Raw genomic sequence first — 20,533 nt, 5'->3', positions numbered from 1 at the left:
ACCGGGCGGAGGCCGACTGCGGGTTGTTCTACCACGGGAGGCGACATATGTCAGACGAATGCGCTAGCGTGCGGCGACGAGGCGTGGACCGCCACCGGCACTCGACCGGGCACCGCGTTCCGAAGGCTCAGGCAGGTGAGGAGACAGCATGGCGGCAACCCCCGGCCCGGCCGAGGCGAACGACATGTACTTCGAGGACTTCCGGGTGGGCCAGAGCTTTCAGAGCCCTCCGCACGAGGTCACCGAGGGGGCCCTGCTGCAGTTCGCGGAGGTCTCCGGCGACAAGGCCCCCATCCACGTCGACGCCGACTACGCCGCCGGCACCCAGTTCGGTCAGCGGCTCGTGCACGGGCCCTACGGCCTGGCCCGGTTCTTCGGCGCGCTGCACGATCTGCACATCGTCGACTCGACGGTGATCGGGCTGCTCGACACCAACTGGCGCTACCTCAAGCCAGTCTTCGTCGGCGACACGCTGATCTTCGACATCACCATCACGCGGTGCCGGCGCACCAGCGCCCGCGACCGGGGCGTGATCAACCGGCACGTGCTCCTCAAGCGAGACGACGGCACCGTCGTCCAGGAGGGCACGACGGCCTTCATGGTCCAGGCACGCACCTCGGCCGACCCTTCGTCCGACCCCTCGGCGCTGGACTTCTGCGGCCCCGGGTGGACCAAGGACCTCGCCGCCCGGCTGGGTCAGGACGAGGAGTTCGTCGCCGCCACGCGCTCGTTCGACGGCACGATCGGGCTGCAGGCGGGCACCGTGCCCACCAGCCTGCGGATCTACAAGGGCGCGATCCTCGAGGCCGCGCCGAAGGCGCTGCTCGGCCCCACGTTCACCGTGCAGGCCAGCGAGCTGGTGTGGGCGCAGCTGATGACCGGCCCGCGCAACGACTTCATCCCCCGGACCCTGCGCGGCGAGTTCAGCCTGACCGGCAGCGGCTACGACTACCTGCGGCTGACCAAGGCCCTGATGCGCATCTGGGAGACGGCACGCGAGATGGCGGGAGCACCGGTGTGATCGAGTCGCAGTACGTCGACCTGGGCGGCAGCCTCGCCTACGTGGAGGCCGCCGGCGAGGGCCCCGCCGTCCTCTGCATCCACACCGCCGGCCAGAGCGGCGTCCAGTGGCGGCACACGCTGACCGGCCTGGCGGCCCTCGGGTACCGGGTGATCGTCCCCGACCTCCCCGGCCACGGGCGGTCGGAGCCGGCTGTCGGCGGACCGGTGCGCGACCTGGGGCGCTACGCCGAGTGGTGCATCGACCTGATCGACGAACTCGGCTTGGACCGCCCGTACGTCATGGGCTGCTCCATCGGCGGGAAGATCTCGCTGGACATCGCCACGCGCATCTCCGACCGGCTGTCGGGCGTGGTCGCGATGGCCGCCGAGGTGAACGCCCCCAAGCCCGGCGGCGCCGCGGCGCTCGACCGTGGCATGGAGGACGCGTCGTCACCCAGCCGCACGGACCGGACCTACTACGGAACCCTGGCCGTCTGCGGCCGGACCGTTCCGGCGGAACGCGTCGAGATGATCGCGGCCATGCACCGCCGCGAGGACCCGATCATCACGACGTCGGACCTCATCGGATGGTTCAGCCACGACATCCGGGCCGGACTGGCGAACATCACCTGCCCGACTTATCTCGTCGTCGGCGACGACGACTTCTGGCTCGATCTCGACCAGGTCGCGTGGACCGGGAGCCAGATCCAGGGCGCCCGCACCCTCGTCCTCGAGGGGATCGGTCACTACCCGATGGAGGAGGTCGACGACTTCGCCTCCGTCGCCGACGGATGGTTGCGGACGCTGGCCGAAGACGCCGCCCGGGCCCGATGACCGCCGGCACGGCGAGCGCCGACGACTGGTCGACCCCCGGCGCGGTGGAGGTGTCGCCCGGAGTCCACCGGATCCCGCTGCCGCTGCCGAACGACGCGCTCAAGGCGGTCAACGTCTACGCCCTGACCGGTCCCGACGGCGTGGATCTCGTCGACTCGGGCTGGGCACTGGCCAACGCTCGCGACACCCTGGTCGACGCGCTCGCCGGCCTCGGCCACGGGTTGCCCGACGTCCGGCGGTTCCTGGTCACCCACGTGCACCGCGACCACTACACCCAGGCCGTGCTGCTGCGCCGCGAGTTCGGCATGCGCGTGAGTCTCGGGGTGGACGAGCGCGCCTCCCTCGAGGAGTCGATGCGACCCGACCGGCTGCCGATGGAGGCCCAGCTGACCCGGCTGCCGTCCCTCGGCGCCGGCCACCTCGTGGAACTTCTCGGCGACCGGTTCCGTCGCCACCTCGACGTGGACGAGCCCATCTGGGAGCTCCCGGACGACTGGCTGCAGCCGGGCACGACCGTCTCGGCAGGGGGGCGGAACCTCGACGTCGTCCCCACCCCCGGGCACACGCAGGGGCACGTCGTCTTCCACGACACCGACGAGCGCGTGCTGTTCGCCGGCGACCACGTCCTCCCCACCATCACGCCGTCGATCGGCTTCGAGCCGGTTCTCTCGCCGAGCCCGCTGGCCGACTTCCTGAGCTCGCTGGCGAGGGTCCGCAGCCGGCCCGACGCCCTGCTGCTGCCGGCGCACGGGCCGGTGGCACCCAGCGCGCACGCCCGCGTCGACGAGCTGGTCGCCCACCACGGCCAACGCCTGGACCAGACCGAGGACGCCGTCCGGCGCGGGAGTTCCACGCCGTTCGAGGTCGCGGGCATCCTCCGCTGGACCCGGCGGGAGAGGGAGCTGGCCGACCTCGACCCGTTCAACCGGATGCTCGCCGTCCTCGAGACGACCGCCCACCTGGAGCTGCTCGTGGCCCAGGGCCGGCTCCGCACGTCCGTCGCCGACGGCGTGCACCACTTCGCCGTGGCATGACGCCGCGGGCCTGAACGGAGGAGGATCGCGATGATTCCCGGGATCGGCATCAACCTGCCGCAGGACATCACGACGATCGGGGACGCCGGCGAGCTGCGCACCTTTGCGACCGAGGCCGAGGCCGAGGGCTTCTCGTCGCTGTGGGTGCTGGAGAGCAGCGTCCCCGGCGCGCTCGACCCGCTGTCGGTCCTCACCTTCGCGGCGGCGGCTACCACGCGGGCGCGGCTCGGGGTGGCCATCCTGCTCACCGGCTTCCGGCCGCCGCTGCAGCTGGCCCGCGAGATCGCCTCTCTCGACCGGCTCAGCAACGGCCGCTTCACCCTGGGCGTGGGCCTGGGCAACGACCCGGGTCAGTACGCCCGCTACGGGTTGTCGGTGGACCACCGCGGCCGCCACTTCGAGGCCGGCACCGCCCTGCTGCGCCGGCTGCTGGGCGAGGACCGCGTGACGTCGGTGGAGCCGTGGTGGCAGCTCGAGGACGTCGAGCGGCCGCTGCTGCCGGTGCAGTCGCCGACTCCGCCGATCTGGTACGGCGCGCGGCAGCCGGCCGCCCTCGACCGCGCCGTCCGCCTCGGCGACGGCTTCATCGGTGCGGGCTCCATGACGCTCGCCGACTTCGAGACGGCGCTCGGCCAGGTGCGCGAGCTGCTCGACGAGCACGGGCGCGACCCGGCCGGCTTCACCCTCGCCAAGCGGGTCTACCTGCACGTGGGCGAGCCCACCACGGCCAACTGGGATGCGGTCCGGGCCTGGTTCGACCACGAGTACGGCAAGCCCGAGCTCGCCGACCACTGCGCGGTCGTAGGGCCCGCCGAGGTCGTCGCCGAGCACCTCGCCCGCCTCCGCGCGCAGGGCGTCACGGAGCTCGTCCTGCACCCCGTCGTCGACCTGACCGAGCAGCGCGCGCGGCTGGCCCGCGACGTCGTGCCGCTCCTGTCCTGACGTGCATCCGAGGGTTAAGGTGCACGGCATGACTGGTCGGCGAATTCGGGGCGGGTCCGCCGGGAGCTGACTCCCGAACCGGCGGATCCGTGGCGCGGCGCCGGGAGCACCATCCCAGTCAGGGCCGCGCAGGCCCGGAGGACCGCTATGTTCCCCCAGCACCGCTCATCGGTTGCCAGTTGCAGCCTCAAGCTCTACGTCACGGTCTCCGACCTGGCGAGCGTCCAACGCGTCCTCGTCCTGCTCACCGGGCGCGCGTACCGGATCACCCGGTTCGAGGCCGAGGAGGCAGGGTCCGGGTCGTGGCGCCTGGCGCTCGACTGCACGGCCGACGACCGGGACGCCGACCTCCTGGAGGCACGGCTGCTCCGGCTCCCGACCGTCCTCCGGGTCGACCGGCGCCGCGGACTGTCCCTGGCCGGAACAGGCTAGGCCGGGGCGGTCGGCTGCCGGCCGCCTCCGGCCGGGGCGCTCCGGTAGCGCACCCGGGACGGCTCCACGACGAAGGACACCCGCTCGTCACCCTCGGCACGGAAGGGGTAGACCGCCTCCCCCAGGTACTTCTGCGCCAGCCGGTCGGCCAGCTCCTCCGGGTCGACCGCGTCCCGGACGGCGGTGCCGCGCACCTCGACGTAGTCGTAGGGGTTGGACTGGTCGGCCACGACGACGGTGACCCTCGGGTCCCGCACCAGGTTGACCGCCCACGCCCGGTTCACCACGCTGCTCAGCGCCAGCCGCCCGTCCTCGACCGCCACCCACACCACGGCGGCGTGGATCGTGCCGTCGGCGTTCACCGTCGAGACGACCGCGTGGTTGGGCCGCTCCAGCAGCGCGCGGATGCGCGGGTCGTCGGTCACCGACAGCCCTGAACCCGTACCGGTCATGCGTCGGGAGCCGGCTCGAACAGCGGGAGCGTGATCTCGTCGGTCACGTCCTCGAAGCGGACGGCGACCCGCGCCCCGATCCGCACACTGTCGACGTCGTCGGTCACCAGGTTGCTCAGCATCCGCACCCCCTCGTCCAGATCGACGAGCACGACGACGTACGGGACGTCGGCGGCGAACGCCGGCCCGGCCGGGCGGCGGGCCACCGTGTACGAGTGGATCGTCCCGCTGCCGGAGCACTCCACCCACTCGGCGAGTTCGGCGTGGCAGTGCGGGCACAGCGCCCGCGGGTAGAAGACGTGCCGGTCGCACGTGCCGCACCACTGCACCATCAGCCTGCGGTCGCGCAGCGCGGCCCAGAACGGGGCGCTGTCGGCGTCGACGACCGGCAGCGGCCGCCCGGCGGGTGGCGCGCTCACGCGACGCTCAGCACGCAGGTCGAGGCGCTGGAGAGCGTGCCGCCGGTGCCGTTGACCAGCGCCGTGCGGGCGCCGGCCACCTGCCGAGGGCCGCACTCGCCGCGCAGCTGACGCACCGCCTCGACGAGCAGGAAGATGCCGTACATCCCCGGATGGGCGTACGACAGACCGCCGCCGTTGGTGTTCATCGGGAACTCCCTCCCCGGAGCCGTCCGCTGCCCCGACACGAACTCGCCGCCCTCGCCCGGGCGGCAGAAGCCCAGCGCCTCGAGGGTGAGCAGCACGGTGATGGTGAAGCTGTCGTAGAGCTCGACGACGTCGATGTCGTCGACGCCGATGCCCGCCATCTCGAGGGCACGGCGGCCGCTGGCCGCGGACGGCGGCACGGTCAGGTCGGGCATGGCCGCGATCGTCCAGTGCGACTGCGCCTCGCCGTAGCCGCGCACGTGGACCGGCGTCGCGCCGCACGCCCGCGCGTGCTCCTCGGTGGTGACGACGACCGCCCCGGCGCCGTCGGTCACCAGGCAGCTGTCCAGCTGGTGGAGCGGATCGCTGATCATCGGGCTGGCCAGCACGTCGTCGACGGTGAGCGGCTCTCGCCGGGTGGCGGCGGGATTGAGGGCCGCCCACGCACGCGTGGCCACGGCGATCTCGGCGAGCTGCTCGCTCGTGGTGCCGTACTCGTGCATGTGCCGCATGGCCGCCAGCGCATAACCGCCGACCGGCGTCGGCATGCCGTACGGCGTCTCGTACTGCATGGTCAGGACCGGCGCCCGCCCGCCGAGGGTGCGGCTCCGGTCGCTGCGCTGCGTGCTGCTGTAGGTGATGAGCGCGACGTCGCAGGCGCCCCGCTCGATCGCCCGCACCGCCGACGCGAGGTGCGACTCGAACGACGAGCCGCCGATGTTCGACGAGTCGGTGAACCGCGGCTGCAGGCCGAGGTACTCCGACAGGGTCACGGTGGGCAACTGGCCGACGCCCGGGATGCCCCACATGCCCGTGCTCAGCAGCCCGTCGACGTCGCTCCAGGAGGCGCCGGCGTCGGCGAGGGCGGCGGCGGCCACGCGCGCCTGGGCCGCGAGGACCGATCCGCCGGGCTCGAGCTTCCCGTCGCGCAACGGGTGGTCGGCGACCCCTGCGATGACTGCCGTTCTCATGTAAGCCTGTCCCCGTCCTCTGCGGCCCGACCCACCTCCATCGAGGTATGGAACGGCGTTTCACATGGCGGTACACTGATCAACCTAGGACTGCCTCGTGCCAGGGTCAAGGACACGAGCGGGCTGACCACGGATCGATACCGGCACCCCACGGAGGCCCGAGTGCGCAGCGTCCTCAACGCCGTCACCGTTCTCGAGGCCGTGGCCGAGCATCAGCCGGTGGGGGTCAGCGAACTGGCCCGTCTGGTGGAGCTGCCGAAGACGACTGTGCAGCGCTGCCTGGAGACGCTGGAGAAGGCCGGCTGGACCCGCCACTCCTCCGATCCGCCGGTCCGGTGGTCGATCACCGCCAGGGTGTGGGCTGTCGCCGGCAGCACGTCGGAGTACGCCACCCTCCGCGAGGCCGCGCTCCCGGCGCTCCACCGGATCCGGGACACGCTCGACGAGACTGTGCACCTCACCGCCCTCGACGGCCTGGACGCGATCATCATCGAGCGCGTCGACAGCAGGCAGATGGTGCGGACGTACACCGCGCTGGGCACGGCCACGCCGCTGCACGGGCCGGCAGCCGGCAAGGCGATCCTCGCCCACCTTCCGGACGTGCACGTGGCCGCCACGATCGAGGCCGGTCTCGCCCGGTTCACCGACGCCACCCTGTCCGACGTCGATGCGCTCGAGGAAGAGCTCCGGCGGATCCGCGAGCAGGGCTATGCGGTGAACCGCGGCGAGTGGCGCCGCGACATCTTCGGCGTCGGCGTCCCGATCCTGGGCTCCGACGACCGGCCGGTCGGGTCGATCAGCATCTCGATGCCGGCGTTCCGCTTCCGCGACGAGGACCTGCCCCGGTACTCCGGTCTCCTGATGGAGTCGGCGCAGGAGGTCGCGAAGAGCCTGCCCTGACCCGCAGGAGCGGCCGGGCCGCCTGCCCCCGCTCAGGTCAGCGCCTCCGGCATCTCCGGTCCTGGCGGGGCCGACGGCTCGCCGAACGCACCGCCGAGCCGCCAGGTCTCCACCTCCGCCGGCGAGCAGCCGGCCTCGAGCAGCACCGCCTCGCGGTCCTCCCCGAGCACCGGCGCGCGCCGCGGATCGGCCGACGGCGTCCCGATGAACTTCATCGGGGTGCCGGCGATGGTGACCGTCCGGTCGGCGCCCGGCTGCTCGACCTCCACGAGCATGCGCCGCACGGCCACGTGCGGATCCTGGAAGATCGCGTCCGCCGAGTTCACCGGGCCGACGGGGACCTGCCCGCCGAGGACGTCGGTGATCTCCTGCCGGGTCCGGACCGCGGTCCAGGCGGACAGCACCGCCCGCACCTCACCGCTGTGCTCGACGCGAGCGGCGTTGGTCGCGAACTTCGGGTCGGCGCCGGACTCCGGGGAGCCGATCAGGTCGCAGAGCAGCCGCCACTGGTGGTCCCGGAACGCCGCCAGGGCGACCCAGCCGTCCCGCGCCGGGAAGACGTCGAACGGGCAGAGCAGCGGGTGGCCGTTGCCGTGCGGTTCGGCGACCTCGCCCGTGTAGGAGTACTGGTAGACCAGTCGCTCGCACAGCGCGAGGATGCTGTCGTACATCGCCACGTCGACGAACTGGCCGCGGCCGGTCTCGCGCGCGTGCAGGAGAGCGGCCAGGGTCCCGACGGCGGCCAGGCACGCGGGGAAGACGTCGCCGATGCCGGGCCCCACCTTCGTGGGCTGCCCCGGCCCGGGGCCGGTGATCCCCATGATCCCGCCCATCGCCTGGGCGACGACGTCGTAGGCGGGCCAGTTCATGTACGGCGACTCGCCGCTGCGCGGATCGCCGAAGCCGCGGATCGCCGTGTACACCAACCCCGGCCTGCGCTCGCGGAGCGTCTCGTAGGACAGCCCCAGCCGCTCCATCACGCCGACCCGGTAGTTCTCCAGGACGGCGTCCGCTCCGTCGACGAGCCGCAGCAGCGCCTCGCGTCCGGCGTCGGTCTTGAGGTCCAGCGCGATGCTGCGCTTGTTCCGGTTGACGCTCTGGAAGTAGCCGCCGTAGGAGCGCAGCGTGTCGCCCTCCAGCCACGGCCCGGCCCGGCGTGTGTCGTCCCCGATGAGCGGCTCCACCTTCACGACGTCGGCCCCCATGTCGGCGAGCAGCATCGTCGCGAACGGACCCGACAGCATCTGCGTCAGGTCGATCACCCTCAGTCCGGACAGCGGCCCCCGGCGGGGAGCCGCTCCGCCCCCGGTCACCGCCGCTCCGCCGCGCCGCGCCGCCGGACCAGCACGCGCCGCACGCCCTCGAAGACCACCTCGTCGCGCTGGTTCACCCCCCAGTGGGCGAACTCGACGATGCCGCCGTCCGGTCGGTCACCGTTCTCCTTCGCACGCACCTCGGTGAACGCGTAGAGGGTGTCGCCGTGGAAGACCGGCGACCGGAAGGTGATCCCGTCCAGGCCGAGCTCGGCGATCGCGTTCTCCCCCGTGTCCTGGCTGGCCAGCCCGATCACCATGGCGGCCGTGATCCCGCCGAACGTGATCCGCTGACCGAACTCGGTGCGGGCCATGGAGTCCTCGTTGAAATGACCCTGCGCGGTGTTCATCACCAGGTTGGTGATCAGCACGTTGTCCATCTCGGTGACGGTCTTGCCCCGCGCATGGCGGTAGACGTCGCCGACGGTGAAGTCCTCGAAGTAGTTGTTCGAGCCGGTCAGGGAGTCGAGAGTCACCGGGCCTCCGCGACCTTGCCGAGCAGGGAGTCGGAGATGATCCGGTGCTGGATCTCCGAGGTCCCCTCGAAGATCTTCGTCAGTCGCGCATCCCGCCAGTGCCGCTCGACGGCGAAGTCGGTGGTGTAGCCGGCCCCGCCATGGATCTGCAGCCCCTCGCTGGTGACCCGCTCGGCCATCTCGCTGGCGAACAGCTTGGCCATCGACGCCTCGGTGTCGCACCGCCGACCGCTGTCGATGGCCGCGCACACGGAATACATGAGCTGGCGCGCCGCCTCGATGTCGGTGGCCATGCTCGCGATCTTGAACCGGATCGCCTGGTAGTTGCCGATCGGCTGGTTGAACTGCACCCGCTGCCGGGCGTAGGCGATCGAGTCCTCCAGCGCGCCGCGGGCCAGCCCGATGGCCCGGGCCGCGGTGTGCGCGCGGGCGACCTCGAGGAAGCTCATCGCGCCGTAGAAGCCGCGGCCCTCCTGACCGAGCATGGCGTCCTCCGGCACGAAGAAGTCGTCGAAGGAGAGGTCCCAGGTCTTCCAACCGCGGTAGCCGATCTTCCGCACCGTATTGCCGCTGATGCCGTCCGGCAGGGTGCCCCGCTCCTTCTCGACCACGAAGGCGCTGATCCCGGCGTGCCGGCGGCGGGGATCGATCTCCGCACCGGTGCGGGCGAAGATCGCCAGGTAGTCGGCCCCGTCGGCGAAGGTGCACCACATCTTCTGACCGTTGATCAGCCAGCCGCCGTCGGTGCGGGTGGCACGGCAGCTGATGTTGGCGACGTCGGAGCCGGCCTCCGGTTCCGAAAGCGCGACCGCGCCGAGGAACTCGCCGCGCGCCATCTTTGGCAGCAGCCGGGCGCGCTGCTCCTCGCTGAACCCGCCGACGAGGCCGTTGCCGCGCGCCATGATGCTCGCGACGCTCATCCACGCCCGGGCCAGCTCCTCGGCCACCAGGCAGTACTCGAACGCCCCCAGGCCCAGGCCACCGTGCTCCTCGGGGATCATGATCCCGAAGAAGCCGAGCTCGCTCATCTTGTCGCGCAGCTCCATGGGGATCTCACCGTTGACCGGGTCGAGCTCGTTGGCGATCGGCAGCACCTCCTTCATGGCGAACTCACGGGCCATCGCCTGGATGGCGCGCCGCTCCTCGGTCATGAAGCCGTCCTGGCTGCTGCTCATGCGAGGTCTCCGTTCGGGCGCTTCGAGATCAGGTTGGTGCGCAGGAAGTCGATGAGCAGCTCGCCGTGCTCGTCGAAGCCCTCGGTGTGCCAGGTGACGATCCCCTCGCGGGGCCGCGAGTCCGACTCGCGGACGGCGGTGACCGTGCTGCGCGCCGTCAGGGTCTCCCCCACCGCGACCGGCCGGTGGAAGGTGAGTGCCCGGACACCCAGGAAGGCGCCGCCGATCTCGCTAAGGTCCTCCACGGACAGCCCGAAGACCACGAGGAAGACCAGCATCGGATTGGCCACCGCCCCGGGATGACCCAGGGCCCGGGCGTAGGGCACGTTGAAGTAGGCCGGGTGGTAGTTCAGCGTCAGGGCGCTGAACTGGATGTTGTCGGACTCGGTGAGGGTGCGGCCCCAGTGGTGCTCGAAGACCTTCCCGACCGCGAAGTCCTCGAAGTAGTTGCCCTTCGGCCACAGCGTGGCCCGGGACCGTAGTTCGGCGGCCGTCGTCACGCTGGTCCTCCCTCGGCGCCGTTCGCCGCCCGTGCCACGTCGGCCACGAGCCGGGTCAGCTCGCGCACCGACGACAATTCGTCCACCCGCAGGACGGCCTCGAGCAGCCGCTCGGCCGCGTCTCCGGTACCGACCAGCGAGCGGAACTTGGCGACGAGTCGTCGTTCCTGGGCGTCGATCTCGTCGTCGGCCGCCCATTGCTGCATGTCCACCCGGGTGCGCAGGGTGCGCCCGTCGCGGGTCCGCACCTGCACGTCGGTCTCGTGGGCCGGCCGGCCCGGTTCGGGGACGACGGTCACCCGGTCGCGCAGGGTGGTGAAGCGCGGGTCGCGCACGACGTCGTCGGTGAAGGCCGCCTCGTCGGTGCGGCCGGTCAGCACCGCCATCGCGGCGGTGAACCGAAGGCTGAACTTCGCCTCGAGGCCGGAGCGCGGCTCCGGGATGTTGCAGACGGCCAGGTGCCCCGGCTCCACCCGAAGCAGCACCGCGTCGACGTCGTCGGCCGCGAGACCCTCTGCCTCCTTGAGCCGCAGCAGCCCCTCGATGGCCGAGTGGGTGAGGAAGCAAGCGGCGTGGAACTTGAAGAGGACCTCGCGCACGTACCAGGGATCCCCGAACGGGGTCTGCCCCGCCTCGGGGTGGAACGTCGCGGTGTGGGTGGGCCCGAAGCCCTGCGGCCGCTCGATCGCATCGGTCGCGGCGGTGAAGCCGCGGGCGGCCAGCCGTGCCGCGAGCACGCCCTGGGAAGCGGCGTTGCCGGCGTGCATCGGCTTGCACATCGACCCGAACATCGACTTCAGGCCCGCGGCCGACGTCGCGGCGATCCCGAATGCGTGCTGCCACTGGTCCTCGTCGAGGTCCAGCAGCCGCGCGCAGCCGGCCGCCGCACCCAAGGTGCCCAGCGTCGCCGTGGCATGGAAACCGGCGTCGTAGTGGCCCGGCGCCACCGCGGCACCGATCCGCGACTCGGTCTCGAACCCGGCGACGAAGGCGGTCAGCAGGTCACGGCCGCTCGCGTCGACCAGCTCGCCCACGGCCAGGACGGCGGGCAGCAGCGGAGCCGTCGGATGTCCCGTCATGACCCAGACGACGTCGTCGAAGTCGAGCGCGTGTCCGGCCGTCCCGTTGACCAGGGCGGCCTCCCGCGCACCGCCGGTGCTCCCGTCGAGCAGGGTGCACGGGCCCGAGCTGCCCGGCTCGACGAGTTCGTCGCGGAGCAGCCGCGCGGCGGGCTCGCGCGCACCGGCGAGTGCGACCCCCAGCCAGTCGAGCATGCAGTGCTTCGCGACCCGCACGACGGGACCGGGCAGGTCCTCGAAGCGGGAGGCGCGCGCAGCGTCGGCGAGATGGCGGGTCAGCCCCCCGGCCGCCACCCCCGTCGCCGACCGGACGTCCTCGGGTGCTGCGAGCGTGTCCACCTCTGCCCCTCTCCACCGCTGGAGGTGCGGCGACCACCGAAATGGAACACCGTTCCACATATACGTCAGACAGTGGTCGACGAAGGGAGCCGAGTCAAGCCCTGACCGGCGAGTTCGAGGGTTTTCAGTCGCTGCCGGAGCCACCCTCGAACACCGACACGGTGGGCTCGAGCCCCTCGGCGCCGATGACCTCGCGCCACGCCTCCAACCCGCCCTGGAAGGCCACGATGCCCGCCTCGGGGAGCGAGATCTCGATGGCCTCGAGGATCTCCTGGGGCGACAGACCCAGCTCGAGCGCGACCCGGATGTGGCTCTGGATGTGGCCCTTCGACGCCCGCATGACCGTGAGGCTGACGATGAAGATCAGCTCCTTGGTCTTCCGGTCGAGCAGCCGCGGGGCGAGGTACGCGGCGTTGACCAGGCCGTTGGCGGCGAGGAGGACGTCGTAGTCGTGGCGCGCCATCACCTTGTGGTAGTCGAGGACGTAGCCGCGCTTGCGTGCCATGTCGTCGATGTACTGCTGCTTCTCGTTCTCGTCGGCCATCCGGAGCACCTCTCGTCGTCGTCCTCGTCCACCGGCGGCGGTCCCGCCCGGTGGCTCAGCGCAGCTCCGTCCCTGCCCTCGCCTCGACGTACGCGGCGATCGCGGTGTGGTCGGCGTCGTCGGGCAGGGAGCGGGCGGCGGCGGTCCACTCCTCCAGGCAGCTGGCGCCCAGCGGCACAGGAGTGGCGGTCTCGTGGGCGAGGTCGAGCGCGGTGCGCAGGTCCTTCACCATCAGCCGCAGGGCGAAGCCCGAGTCGAAGGCTCGCGAGAGGACGAAGCGCGCCATCTTGACCTCCGTCGCCTGGTTGCGGCCCGACGAGGAGTTCAGGACGTCGAGCATCACCTGGGGGTCGAGGCCGAAGTTGCGGCCCACGGCCAGCACCTCGGACGCGGCCGCGAGACCGACGGCGGAGAGCAGGTTGTTGAGCGCCTTCATGGCGTGCCCGGCACCCGGCGCCCCGACATGCGAGACGGCGGCGCCGAGGTGCTCCAGCATCGGCCGGACCGCGGCGAACGCCTCCGGCACCGCGCCCACCATGATCGCCAGCTCACCGGTGACCGCGCGCGCCACGCCCCCGGAGACGGGCGCGTCCACGAACGGGACCCCGCGGGCGGCGGCCGCGGCCGCCAGCCGCACCGTGCTGCCGGGTTTCGAGGACCCCATGTCGACGACGGTGGTTCCGGGGGCGAGCGCGGCGAGCAGGCCCACCCCTTCGAGCACCCCCTCCACGGCCGGGGTGTCGGGCAGCATGAGGATCACGGTGGCGACGCCCTCCGGCGCCCCGGTCAGCTCGGCATGCGGCAGGGAGGGAACCCCGAGGTCGCGGGCCAGCGCGCCGGCCCGGTCGTCGTCGGCGTCGCAGAGACGGACGCGGTGACCGGCCCGGGCGAGCCGGGAGGCCATCGGGGCGCCCATCGCCCCCAGTCCGACGAACAGGATCTGTCCGCCGTCCGCGGACGGAACCGGCCTGGCTGACTGCACGTGCCCTCCTTCTCGGCCGGCCCCGTGCCGGCGCTGTGGTTCAGTCGCCCGGGGGCCCGCCCGCGAGGTGCTGCTCCATGCCGCTGTACGCGGTCTCGAGGTGGGCGATGTGCCGGCGCATCTCGGCCTGGGCCCGGTCGGCATCGCCCGCCTCGATGGCGGCGAGGATCTCCTCGTGGTCGTGCACGACCCGTCCCCAGAACGCCTCGTCGGCGTCGTTGCGGCCGAACCGGCCCCGGATGACGCCGAACACCGGCTGCGCCAGCGTGGTCAGCACGACATTGTCGGCCGCCTCGAGCAGCTGGACGTGGAAGGCGCGGTTCATCTCGAACAGCTGCGCTGGGTCGTCGTCGCCGCCCGCCGGCCGCACGCAGGCACGCAGCTTCTCCAGCTGCTCGGGCGTCCGCCGGGTCGCCGCCATGCCGGCGGCTGGGGTCTCCAGCAGCTCGCGCGCCTCGAACAGGGCGTGCACCGTCACCGGGGAGCCGGCGGCCAGCAGCCCCAGGTTGAGCTGCAGGAAGTCCTGGATGTGCCCCGGCTCGGGATGAGCGACGAAACTGCCACCGGTGGGTCCACGACTGGTCACGATGAGGTTCTCGGAGGACAGCAGCCGCAGGGCCTCCCGCGTCGTGCTCCGGCTGACCTTGAACAGGATGGAGAGCTCCGCCTCCGAGGGCAGGCGGTCAGCGGGCACGAGTTCGCCGCTGAGGATGAGTGCCCGGAGGCGGGCGGCGACCTGCTTGTAGGCGGGTCCGGCGCCTTCCTCTTCCGGGTCGATGGACACGTCCCCGTGGGGCCACGATTCGCGGATCACGGCCTAGCCTAGCGAGAGAACGGCCGCCGAACGGAACCGCCCGGTCACGATGACGCCGCCGCGCGCACGGCCGATACGACCGACTCCAGGGGTGTCGACGTCGGGACGACGGCGGCGACGCCGAGCTCGATGAGCCGGGGGACGTCGGCCGGAGGGATCGTCCCGCCGACCACGACGGGGATGTCGTCGCCGCCGGACTCGCGCAACGCGGCGAGCACCTTGCTGCTCAGCGACAGGTGCGCCCCCGAGAGGACGGACAGGCCGACGACATCGACGTCCTCCTGCACCGCGGTGACCGCGATCTTGGCCGGGCTGTTGCGCAGCCCCATGTAGACGACCTCCATCCCGGCATCGCGCAGGGCGCGCGCGACGACCTTGGCGCCCTTGTCGTGGCCGTCGAGGCCCGGCTTGGCCACGAGGACCCGGAGAACAGTCATGGTCAGACCACCAGGGGTTGTTGGAAGTCGCCGAAGACCGACCGCATCGTCGCGGTCATCTCCCCGACCGTGCAGTACGCGCGGACGCACTCGAGGAGGGCGGGCATCATGTTGTCGGTCGACTCGGCTGTGGCCGCCAGCGCGTCCAGGGCGGCCCGTACCCGTCCGTCGTCCCGCTCGGCGCGGACCCGGCGCAGCCGCTCCCGCTGGCGCTCGACCTCCTCCGGTGGCGTCTCGTAGAACTCCACCGTCGGTGGCGGTTCCTCGCGCGCGTGCCGGTTGACCCCGACCACCGGGCGCCGCCCGGACTCCAGGTCGTGCTGGTCCTCGTAGGCCCGCTGGCCGATCTCCGACTGCACCCAGCCGGACTCGATGCACGCCACCATGCCGCCGAGTTCGTCGATCCGGTCGACGATGGTGAGGACCGCGGCCTCGAACCGGTCGGTCAGCTCCTCGACGTACCAGGAGCCACCGAGCGGATCCGCGACCGAGGGGACGCCGGTCTCGAGCGCGAGCACCTGCTGGGTGCGCAGCGCCAGCTCGGCGGTCTCCTGCGACGGCAGAGTCAGCGCCTCGTCCCAGGCCGCGGTGAAGATCGACTGCACGCCGCCGAGCACCGACGCCATCGCCTCGTAGGCGACGCGGACGATGTTGTTCTGCGGCTGCTCGGCGGTGAGCGAGCTACCTCCGCAGACGACGCCGGCCCGGAACATCATCGCCCGGGGGTCGGTGGCGCCGAACCGCTCCTTCATGATCCGCGCCCAGATCCGGCGGCCGGCGCGGTACTTGGCGATCTCCTCGAAGAAGTCCATGTGCGTGTAGAAGAAGAAGGACAGTCGGCTCCCGATGAGCTCGACGTCCATCCCCCGCGCCACGCACCGCTCGACGTAGGTGATGCCGTCGGCGATGGTGAAGGCGAGCTCCTGCACCGCCGTCGCGCCCGCGTCGCGGAAGTGGGCTCCGGCGATGCTCACCGGGTTGAACCGCGGCACCCGCTCGGCGCAGTACTCGATCGTGTCGACGATCAGCCGCAGCGACGGGTCCGGCGGGAAGATCCACGTCCCCCGTGACACGTACTCCTTGAGGATGTCGTTCTGGATCGTGCCGGTGACCTTCTCCTGCGGAACACCCTGGCGCTCGGCGACCACGAGGTACATCGCCAGCATGATCGCGGCCGTCCCGTTGATGGTGAACGACGTGCTCACCCGGTCCAGCGGGATGCCGTCGAAGACGATCTCCATGTCGGCGAGGGTGTCGATGGGCACGCCCACCCGGCCGACCTCCTCCTCCCCGTCCGGGTCGTCGGAGTCGTAGCCGATCTGGCTCGGCAGGTCGAAGGCCACCGAGAGCCCGGTCTGGCCCTGGTCCAGCAAGAAGCGGTAGCGCTCGTTCGTCGCCTCGGGGCTGCCGAAGCCGGAGTACTGGCGCATCGTCCACAGCCGGCCGCGGTACATGTCGCGGTGCACGCCGCGGGTGTAGGGGAACTCCCCCGGGCTGCCGATGCGGTCGAGGTCGCGGCCGCTCTCGGGCCCGTAGCTGGGCTCGATCGGCAGGCCGGATGCGGTCCGGTGCTCCGGGGTTCGGTCCACGGCTGAGCTCACCTCCCGGTGAAGATCGGGGGACGACGCTCGCGGTGGGCGCGTTGGCCCTCCACGACGTCCTGGCTGCGCCACACCTGGTCCTGGAGCGCGACGATCTCGGCGTGGTCCTGCTCGGTCAGCGCCGCGGTGGCCAGGACGTCCACGATGCGCTTGCTCGCCGACATCGAGAGGGGTGCGTTCTCGGCGATGACATCGGCCTCGTCGCGGGCCACGGACAGCAGGTCCTCCTCGGGGACCACCGCCGACAGCAGGCCGCACTGCAGGGCCCGGGGCGCCGGCAGCAGACTGCCGGTCAGCAGCATCTCCTTGGCCAGCGGCAGGCCGACCGTATGCAGCAGCCGCTCGATGCCGCGGGTGCCGTACAGGAAGCCGAGCTTCGCCGTCGGCATGCCGAAACGGGTGCCGGGGTGACCGATCCGCAGGTCGCAGGCGATGGCGAGGTCGCAGCCGGCGCCGACGGCCGCACCGTTCACGGCCGCGATGACCGGCAGGGGCTGCGCGCGCAGCGTCGTCGCCAGGCCGTCGACGAGGTCGCGTTCACCGCCGGGCGCGGCGCCCGCGTCGTCGAAGTGACCGAGGTCGAAGCCGGCGCAGAAGGCCTTGCGGCCCTGTCCGGTCAGCAGGACGGCCCGTACCTCGGGATCGGCGGCGCCCGCGGTGAGCGCACCGGTGAGGGCCCCGATCAGGCTCGGCGTGAGGGCGTTGCGCCGGTCGGGCCGGTTGATCGTCAGCTCGAGCACCCGTCCGCGCCGCTCGACGACGAGTTCTTCCGCGGCGCCGGCCGCCCGGGCGCTCACTGCTCGGCCACGGCGGGGAGCTCGACGGGGAGGCACGGCGTCGCCCGGTCGTGCACCGGGATCCCACGGGCGTGCAGGATCTCGCCGTTGTGCTCGCCGAGCTCCGGTGCGCCGCGCACCAGCGCGGGTCCGGACGCGGAGATCTTCACCGGATTGCCCATGGCGCGGTAGGCGCCGTACGCCGGGTGCGCGAGCTCGACCACCATCTCGCGGGCGGTCGTCTGGGGCATCGCGATGGCCTCGGCGACAGACTGGACCGGCGCGGCCGGGACGTCGGCGGCGACCATGAGGTCCATCCACTCGGCGGTGGTACGCGATGCCACGAGCGGTTCGAGGATCGCGAAGAGCTCGTCGCGATGTGCGAGGCGGGCCTCGGCGTCGACGAACTGCGGGTCGTCCGCGAGCTCGTCGGCGCCGAGAACGGCGCACAGCCGGGGCCAGAAGTGCTCGGCGAGGGGCATGAGGACCACCCAGCCGTCGGCGGTGCGGTAGACCCGGGCCGCCACGGCCCTCGGATGGGAGGACAGTCGTTGGCGCACCGGCGGCTCACCGCCGGCCAGGAGGTCGGCGGCCACGTATGACAACATCGACAGATGGCTGTCCAGGAGCGACACGTCGACGTGCCGGCCGGGCGCCTGCGGATCACGCCGGCCGAGCAAGCTCCCCAGGACCCCGATGACCGCGAACAGCCCGCCGACGTGGTCGACCACCGAGAGGCCGTACTTGGTGGGCGGCCCGTCGGGCTCGCCGGTGAGGCCCATCGAGCCGGCGAGAGCCTGCATGAGGTAGTCGTAGGCCGGGCGGTTCCGTTCCGGGCCGGTCTCACCGAACCCGGTCACGCTGCAGGTGACGATCGCCGGGTTGCGCGCCTCGAGGGCGGCGCGGTCGACACCGAGTCGTGTCGTGACCCCCGGCCGGAAGTTGTCCAGGACGACGTTGGACTCCTCGACCAGCCGCATGAACGCCTCGTGGTCGCAGGGATCCTTGAGGTCGAGGGCGATGCTGCGCTTGTTCCGGTTCAGGCTCAGGTAGTAGGAGCTGTGCCCGCCGACGCGCTGGCCGGGAACCACGCGGGCGGGGTCCGGCCGGTGCGGCGCCTCCACCTTGATGACGTCGGCTCCGAGGTCGGCCAGGATCATCCCCGCGTAGGGACCCGACAGCTGCTGGGTCAGGTCCAGCACCCGGATGCCCTCGAGCACCGGGCTCCCCGGCGAGGGATGCCCGTTGCCGCCGTCAGCCGTCACCGTCAGCCCATGCCTCTCGTCTCCGGTCGCGAACCGCTGCATCGAGCGTGAGACTTCCCCGTCTCGGTGTCCGCGACGGGACGAATATATGTCAGACATTTAGCGTCCGTCAACGACCTCCGGCGCTTTCCCGAGGTCGCCTATCCGGTCGGTGCAGGTAGCTCTCCGGCGTCCCGGCAGCGCACCATGAAGTCGCTGCGGCCGTGCTGGACGACGTCGCCGTCCTGGTTGATCAGCTCGAGCTCGCGGTTGATGACCCCCCGGTCTCCCCGGCTGGTGCGACGCAGACCTGCGATCCGCAGGCGGGTGAAGACGGTGTCCCCCACCCGCAACGGCCGGTCGAAGGCCCAGCCCGAGAAGCCGAGGAGGGCGACCGCCGAGCCTTCGAACATGCCGGAGCGCTGCACGAGACCGGTGGTGATCATGAGGCCGAGGGCTCCGTGCACGATCCGCCCGCCGAACTCGGAGTCCCCCGCCGCCAGTGCGTCGGTGTGCACGGCGTTCCAGTCGCTGGACAGCATCGCGAAGACCATCAGGTCGGTCTCGGTGACCGTCCGCCGGGCCGTCTCGAACTCCTGCCCGACCGAGAGGTCCTCGAAGTAGTAGGGCTCGAAGGGACGCACGGGACTCACCCCCGTCCCACGGTTGCCGGCGCCCGGAGCGCGGCGTCCCGCTGCCGGGCCAGGGCGGCGACCGTTTCGGTGACGCTCGTGAACACCGGCACCCCGGCGGCTCCGAGCCGGCGACGGACATCGATCCGGCTGCCGACCCACACGACGGCGACCGGTTTGCTCGACTCCTCGTGCGCGCGCAGCACGTCCCGGCAGATCTGCTCCACGTCGTAGCCGTCGCCGACCGCACCGAGAGCGACCACGAGCGCGTCGACCCCGGTGTCGCTGAGCATCACCGGCAGCGCGGACTCGAGCAGAGCCGGGTCGTTGAGCAGCTGCGCCGTCACGTCGACCGGGTTCTGCACCGATGCGAAGCCGGGCAGGAGCGTGGCCAGCGCGTCGCGGTTGCCCGGGGTGAGGTCCTCGAGGGTGAACCCCGCGGCCGTCGCCGCGTCCGCCGTCATCACGCCGAGGCCGCCGGAGTTGCTGATCACGGCCATCCTGGGGCCGGCGACCGGCTTGCCGCATCGCCCCACCTGCGCGAGGGCGATCAGCTCGTCGAGCGAGTCGGCGTGCAGCAGGTGCGTACCCCCGGGCACCGTGTCGGCGAGCCGGTCGGAGCCCGTCGCGCCGGCCCCGGTGTGCCGCCCGGCCGCCGCCCAGCCGTGCTCCGACCGGGTGGACCGGTAGAGGACGACCTGCTTGCCCAGCTCCGCCGCTCGGTCGGCGAGCGCGCTGAGCACCTCGGCGTCCCGGACGCTCTCCAGGTAGAGCAGCAGCTGGTCGACGTCCGGGTCCTCCACGGCGGCACGGGCGAGCTGCGCCACCGTCAGGTCCGCCTCGTTGCCGGTCGACGCCCAGTACTTGGCGCCCCCACCGACGGCCGTCCACGAGTTGTAGATCATCGCGGCGACCGCGCCCGACTGGGAGATGATGGCGGCCCGCCCGCTCTCGGGAGCGTCCGTCGCGAACGCGGTCGAGAAGCAGGGGAACACCCCCTCGGCCAGGTTGGCGATCCCCTGGCAGTTCGGGCCGATCACCCGCAGGCCGGTGCGCCGGGACAGGTCGGCGACCTCCTGCTGGAGGCCGACGCCGTCGGGCACCTCCGCGAACCCGGAGGAGTACACGATGGCGACCTTCGTGCCCACCGCGGCGCACTCCTCGAGGGCGGCCAGCACGTGTTGGCGCGGCAGCGCGACGATCACCATCTCGGGCGGCGCCGGGGCGGCGCCCACCGTCGCGTAGGCCGGCAGCCCCTGCACCGACTCGTACTTCGGGTTGACCGGGTAGATCCCACCGGCGTACCCGTAGCGCCGGAGGTACTCGATGGGCCGGTAGGTGATGAGCTTCGTCGGGGTCTCCGACGCCCCGATCAGCGCGATCGACGACGGGCGGAACACCGTCCGCAACAGATCCATGTCGGTGCCGCTCTCCTCGATGGTCATCGGG

23 protein-coding genes are annotated in these 20,533 nt (G+C 71.9%); 6 read left to right on the top strand and 17 right to left on the bottom strand.

Translation table 11 applies throughout. The features are described 5' to 3' along the window. Positions 1-148: 148 nt before the first annotated feature. The 5 genes from BM142_RS05130 (at position 149) to BM142_RS05110 (ending at position 4,244) form a co-directional block, all read left to right on the top strand. Entirely contained in the window at positions 149-1,021 is an 873-nt protein-coding gene (locus BM142_RS05130; RefSeq protein ID WP_092195695.1) for a MaoC/PaaZ C-terminal domain-containing protein, read from the top strand. After that, positions 1,018-1,836 carry an alpha/beta fold hydrolase gene (locus tag BM142_RS05125; RefSeq protein WP_092195694.1) on the top strand — a complete coding sequence of 273 codons (819 nt, stop codon included), beginning with the start codon at positions 1,018-1,020 and terminating at the stop codon, positions 1,834-1,836. The genes BM142_RS05130 and BM142_RS05125 overlap by 4 nt, the downstream gene beginning before the upstream one ends. Then, positions 1,833-2,870, top strand: coding sequence for an MBL fold metallo-hydrolase (locus BM142_RS05120; RefSeq protein WP_092195693.1), 1,038 nt, complete (start codon positions 1,833-1,835; stop codon positions 2,868-2,870). The genes BM142_RS05125 and BM142_RS05120 overlap by 4 nt, the downstream gene beginning before the upstream one ends. A 30-nt stretch (positions 2,871-2,900) precedes the next feature. After that, positions 2,901-3,812 (top strand): LLM class flavin-dependent oxidoreductase, encoded by a 912-nt coding sequence (locus BM142_RS05115; protein WP_092195692.1) that lies wholly within the window; start codon positions 2,901-2,903, stop codon positions 3,810-3,812. 147 nt (positions 3,813-3,959) lie between these two features. After that, complete coding sequence (locus BM142_RS05110) at positions 3,960-4,244, top strand: hypothetical protein (protein WP_092195691.1); 285 nt, start codon at positions 3,960-3,962, stop codon at positions 4,242-4,244. Here BM142_RS05110 and BM142_RS05105 read toward each other — a convergent pair. The 3 genes from BM142_RS05105 to BM142_RS05095 are packed head-to-tail and all read right to left on the bottom strand — an operon-like array spanning position 4,241 to position 6,272. Beyond that, positions 4,241-4,696, bottom strand: a complete 456-nt coding sequence (locus BM142_RS05105; protein WP_092195690.1) for a TIGR03618 family F420-dependent PPOX class oxidoreductase — start codon at positions 4,694-4,696, stop codon at positions 4,241-4,243. The two genes, BM142_RS05110 and BM142_RS05105, sit on opposite strands and share 4 nt — an antisense overlap. Then, positions 4,693-5,115, bottom strand: coding sequence for a Zn-ribbon domain-containing OB-fold protein (locus BM142_RS05100; protein ID WP_217640579.1), 423 nt, complete (start codon positions 5,113-5,115; stop codon positions 4,693-4,695). Before BM142_RS05100 ends, BM142_RS05105 begins: the two co-directional genes overlap by 4 nt. Next, entirely contained in the window at positions 5,112-6,272 is a 1,161-nt protein-coding gene (locus BM142_RS05095) for an acetyl-CoA acetyltransferase (protein WP_092195689.1), read from the bottom strand. Before BM142_RS05095 ends, BM142_RS05100 begins: the two co-directional genes overlap by 4 nt. A gap of 162 nt (positions 6,273-6,434) precedes the next feature. On the opposite strand from BM142_RS05095, the gene BM142_RS24375 reads away from it, so the two are divergent. Continuing rightward, positions 6,435-7,172, top strand: a complete 738-nt coding sequence (locus tag BM142_RS24375) for an IclR family transcriptional regulator (protein WP_175527103.1) — start codon at positions 6,435-6,437, stop codon at positions 7,170-7,172. A gap of 32 nt (positions 7,173-7,204) precedes the next feature. Here BM142_RS24375 and BM142_RS05075 read toward each other — a convergent pair whose 3' ends face one another. The 14 genes from BM142_RS05075 to BM142_RS05010 form a co-directional block, all read right to left on the bottom strand. Continuing rightward, positions 7,205-8,485, bottom strand: coding sequence for a CaiB/BaiF CoA transferase family protein (locus BM142_RS05075; RefSeq protein WP_305764362.1), 1,281 nt, complete (start codon positions 8,483-8,485; stop codon positions 7,205-7,207). Beyond that, on the bottom strand, positions 8,482-8,961 hold the full coding sequence (locus BM142_RS05070) for a MaoC family dehydratase (RefSeq protein ID WP_092195687.1): 480 nt from the start codon (positions 8,959-8,961) through the stop codon (positions 8,482-8,484). The genes BM142_RS05075 and BM142_RS05070 overlap by 4 nt, the downstream gene beginning before the upstream one ends. Beyond that, the gene (locus BM142_RS05065) at positions 8,958-10,136 is read right to left on the bottom strand and encodes an acyl-CoA dehydrogenase family protein (RefSeq protein ID WP_092195686.1); all 1,179 of its coding nucleotides are present in this window, start codon (positions 10,134-10,136) and stop codon (positions 8,958-8,960) included. Before BM142_RS05065 ends, BM142_RS05070 begins: the two co-directional genes overlap by 4 nt. Further along, complete coding sequence (locus tag BM142_RS05060; RefSeq protein ID WP_092195685.1) at positions 10,133-10,636, bottom strand: MaoC family dehydratase; 504 nt, start codon at positions 10,634-10,636, stop codon at positions 10,133-10,135. The genes BM142_RS05065 and BM142_RS05060 overlap by 4 nt, the downstream gene beginning before the upstream one ends. Beyond that, positions 10,633-12,054, bottom strand: a complete 1,422-nt coding sequence (locus tag BM142_RS24820) for an MmgE/PrpD family protein (RefSeq protein ID WP_217640577.1) — start codon at positions 12,052-12,054, stop codon at positions 10,633-10,635. Before BM142_RS24820 ends, BM142_RS05060 begins: the two co-directional genes overlap by 4 nt. Before the next feature lie 124 nt (positions 12,055-12,178). After that, entirely contained in the window at positions 12,179-12,598 is a 420-nt protein-coding gene (locus BM142_RS05050) for a carboxymuconolactone decarboxylase family protein (RefSeq protein ID WP_092195887.1), read from the bottom strand. 55 nt (positions 12,599-12,653) lie between these two features. After that, the gene (locus BM142_RS05045) at positions 12,654-13,580 is read right to left on the bottom strand and encodes an NAD(P)-dependent oxidoreductase (protein WP_175527102.1); all 927 of its coding nucleotides are present in this window, start codon (positions 13,578-13,580) and stop codon (positions 12,654-12,656) included. A gap of 40 nt (positions 13,581-13,620) precedes the next feature. Then, on the bottom strand, positions 13,621-14,364 hold the full coding sequence (locus tag BM142_RS05040) for a FadR/GntR family transcriptional regulator (protein ID WP_092195886.1): 744 nt from the start codon (positions 14,362-14,364) through the stop codon (positions 13,621-13,623). A gap of 74 nt (positions 14,365-14,438) precedes the next feature. Further along, entirely contained in the window at positions 14,439-14,831 is a 393-nt protein-coding gene (locus BM142_RS05035; RefSeq protein ID WP_092195682.1) for a cobalamin B12-binding domain-containing protein, read from the bottom strand. A gap of 2 nt (positions 14,832-14,833) precedes the next feature. After that, the gene (locus BM142_RS05030) at positions 14,834-16,420 is read right to left on the bottom strand and encodes an acyl-CoA mutase large subunit family protein (RefSeq protein WP_092195681.1); all 1,587 of its coding nucleotides are present in this window, start codon (positions 16,418-16,420) and stop codon (positions 14,834-14,836) included. Positions 16,421-16,428: 8 nt separating this feature from the next. Next, positions 16,429-17,229, bottom strand: coding sequence for an enoyl-CoA hydratase/isomerase family protein (locus BM142_RS05025; protein WP_175527101.1), 801 nt, complete (start codon positions 17,227-17,229; stop codon positions 16,429-16,431). Next, positions 17,226-18,473 (bottom strand): CaiB/BaiF CoA transferase family protein, encoded by a 1,248-nt coding sequence (locus BM142_RS05020; RefSeq protein ID WP_175527100.1) that lies wholly within the window; start codon positions 18,471-18,473, stop codon positions 17,226-17,228. Before BM142_RS05020 ends, BM142_RS05025 begins: the two co-directional genes overlap by 4 nt. Before the next feature lie 140 nt (positions 18,474-18,613). Continuing rightward, positions 18,614-19,096 carry a MaoC/PaaZ C-terminal domain-containing protein gene (locus BM142_RS05015; RefSeq protein ID WP_092195678.1) on the bottom strand — a complete coding sequence of 161 codons (483 nt, stop codon included), beginning with the start codon at positions 19,094-19,096 and terminating at the stop codon, positions 18,614-18,616. Positions 19,097-19,101: 5 nt separating this feature from the next. Further along, a complete protein-coding gene (locus tag BM142_RS05010) occupies positions 19,102-20,529 on the bottom strand; it encodes an acetate--CoA ligase family protein (protein ID WP_092195677.1) in 1,428 nt (475 codons plus the stop codon). Between the last annotated feature and the right edge of the window lie 4 nt (positions 20,530-20,533).

This window comes from Blastococcus tunisiensis, assembly GCF_900112815.1.
Lineage (GTDB): Bacteria > Actinomycetota > Actinomycetes > Mycobacteriales > Geodermatophilaceae > Blastococcus_B > Blastococcus_B tunisiensis.
The sequence above is the reverse complement of the archived record's forward strand: the minus strand, read 5'-3'. Positions and strand labels throughout refer to the sequence as shown.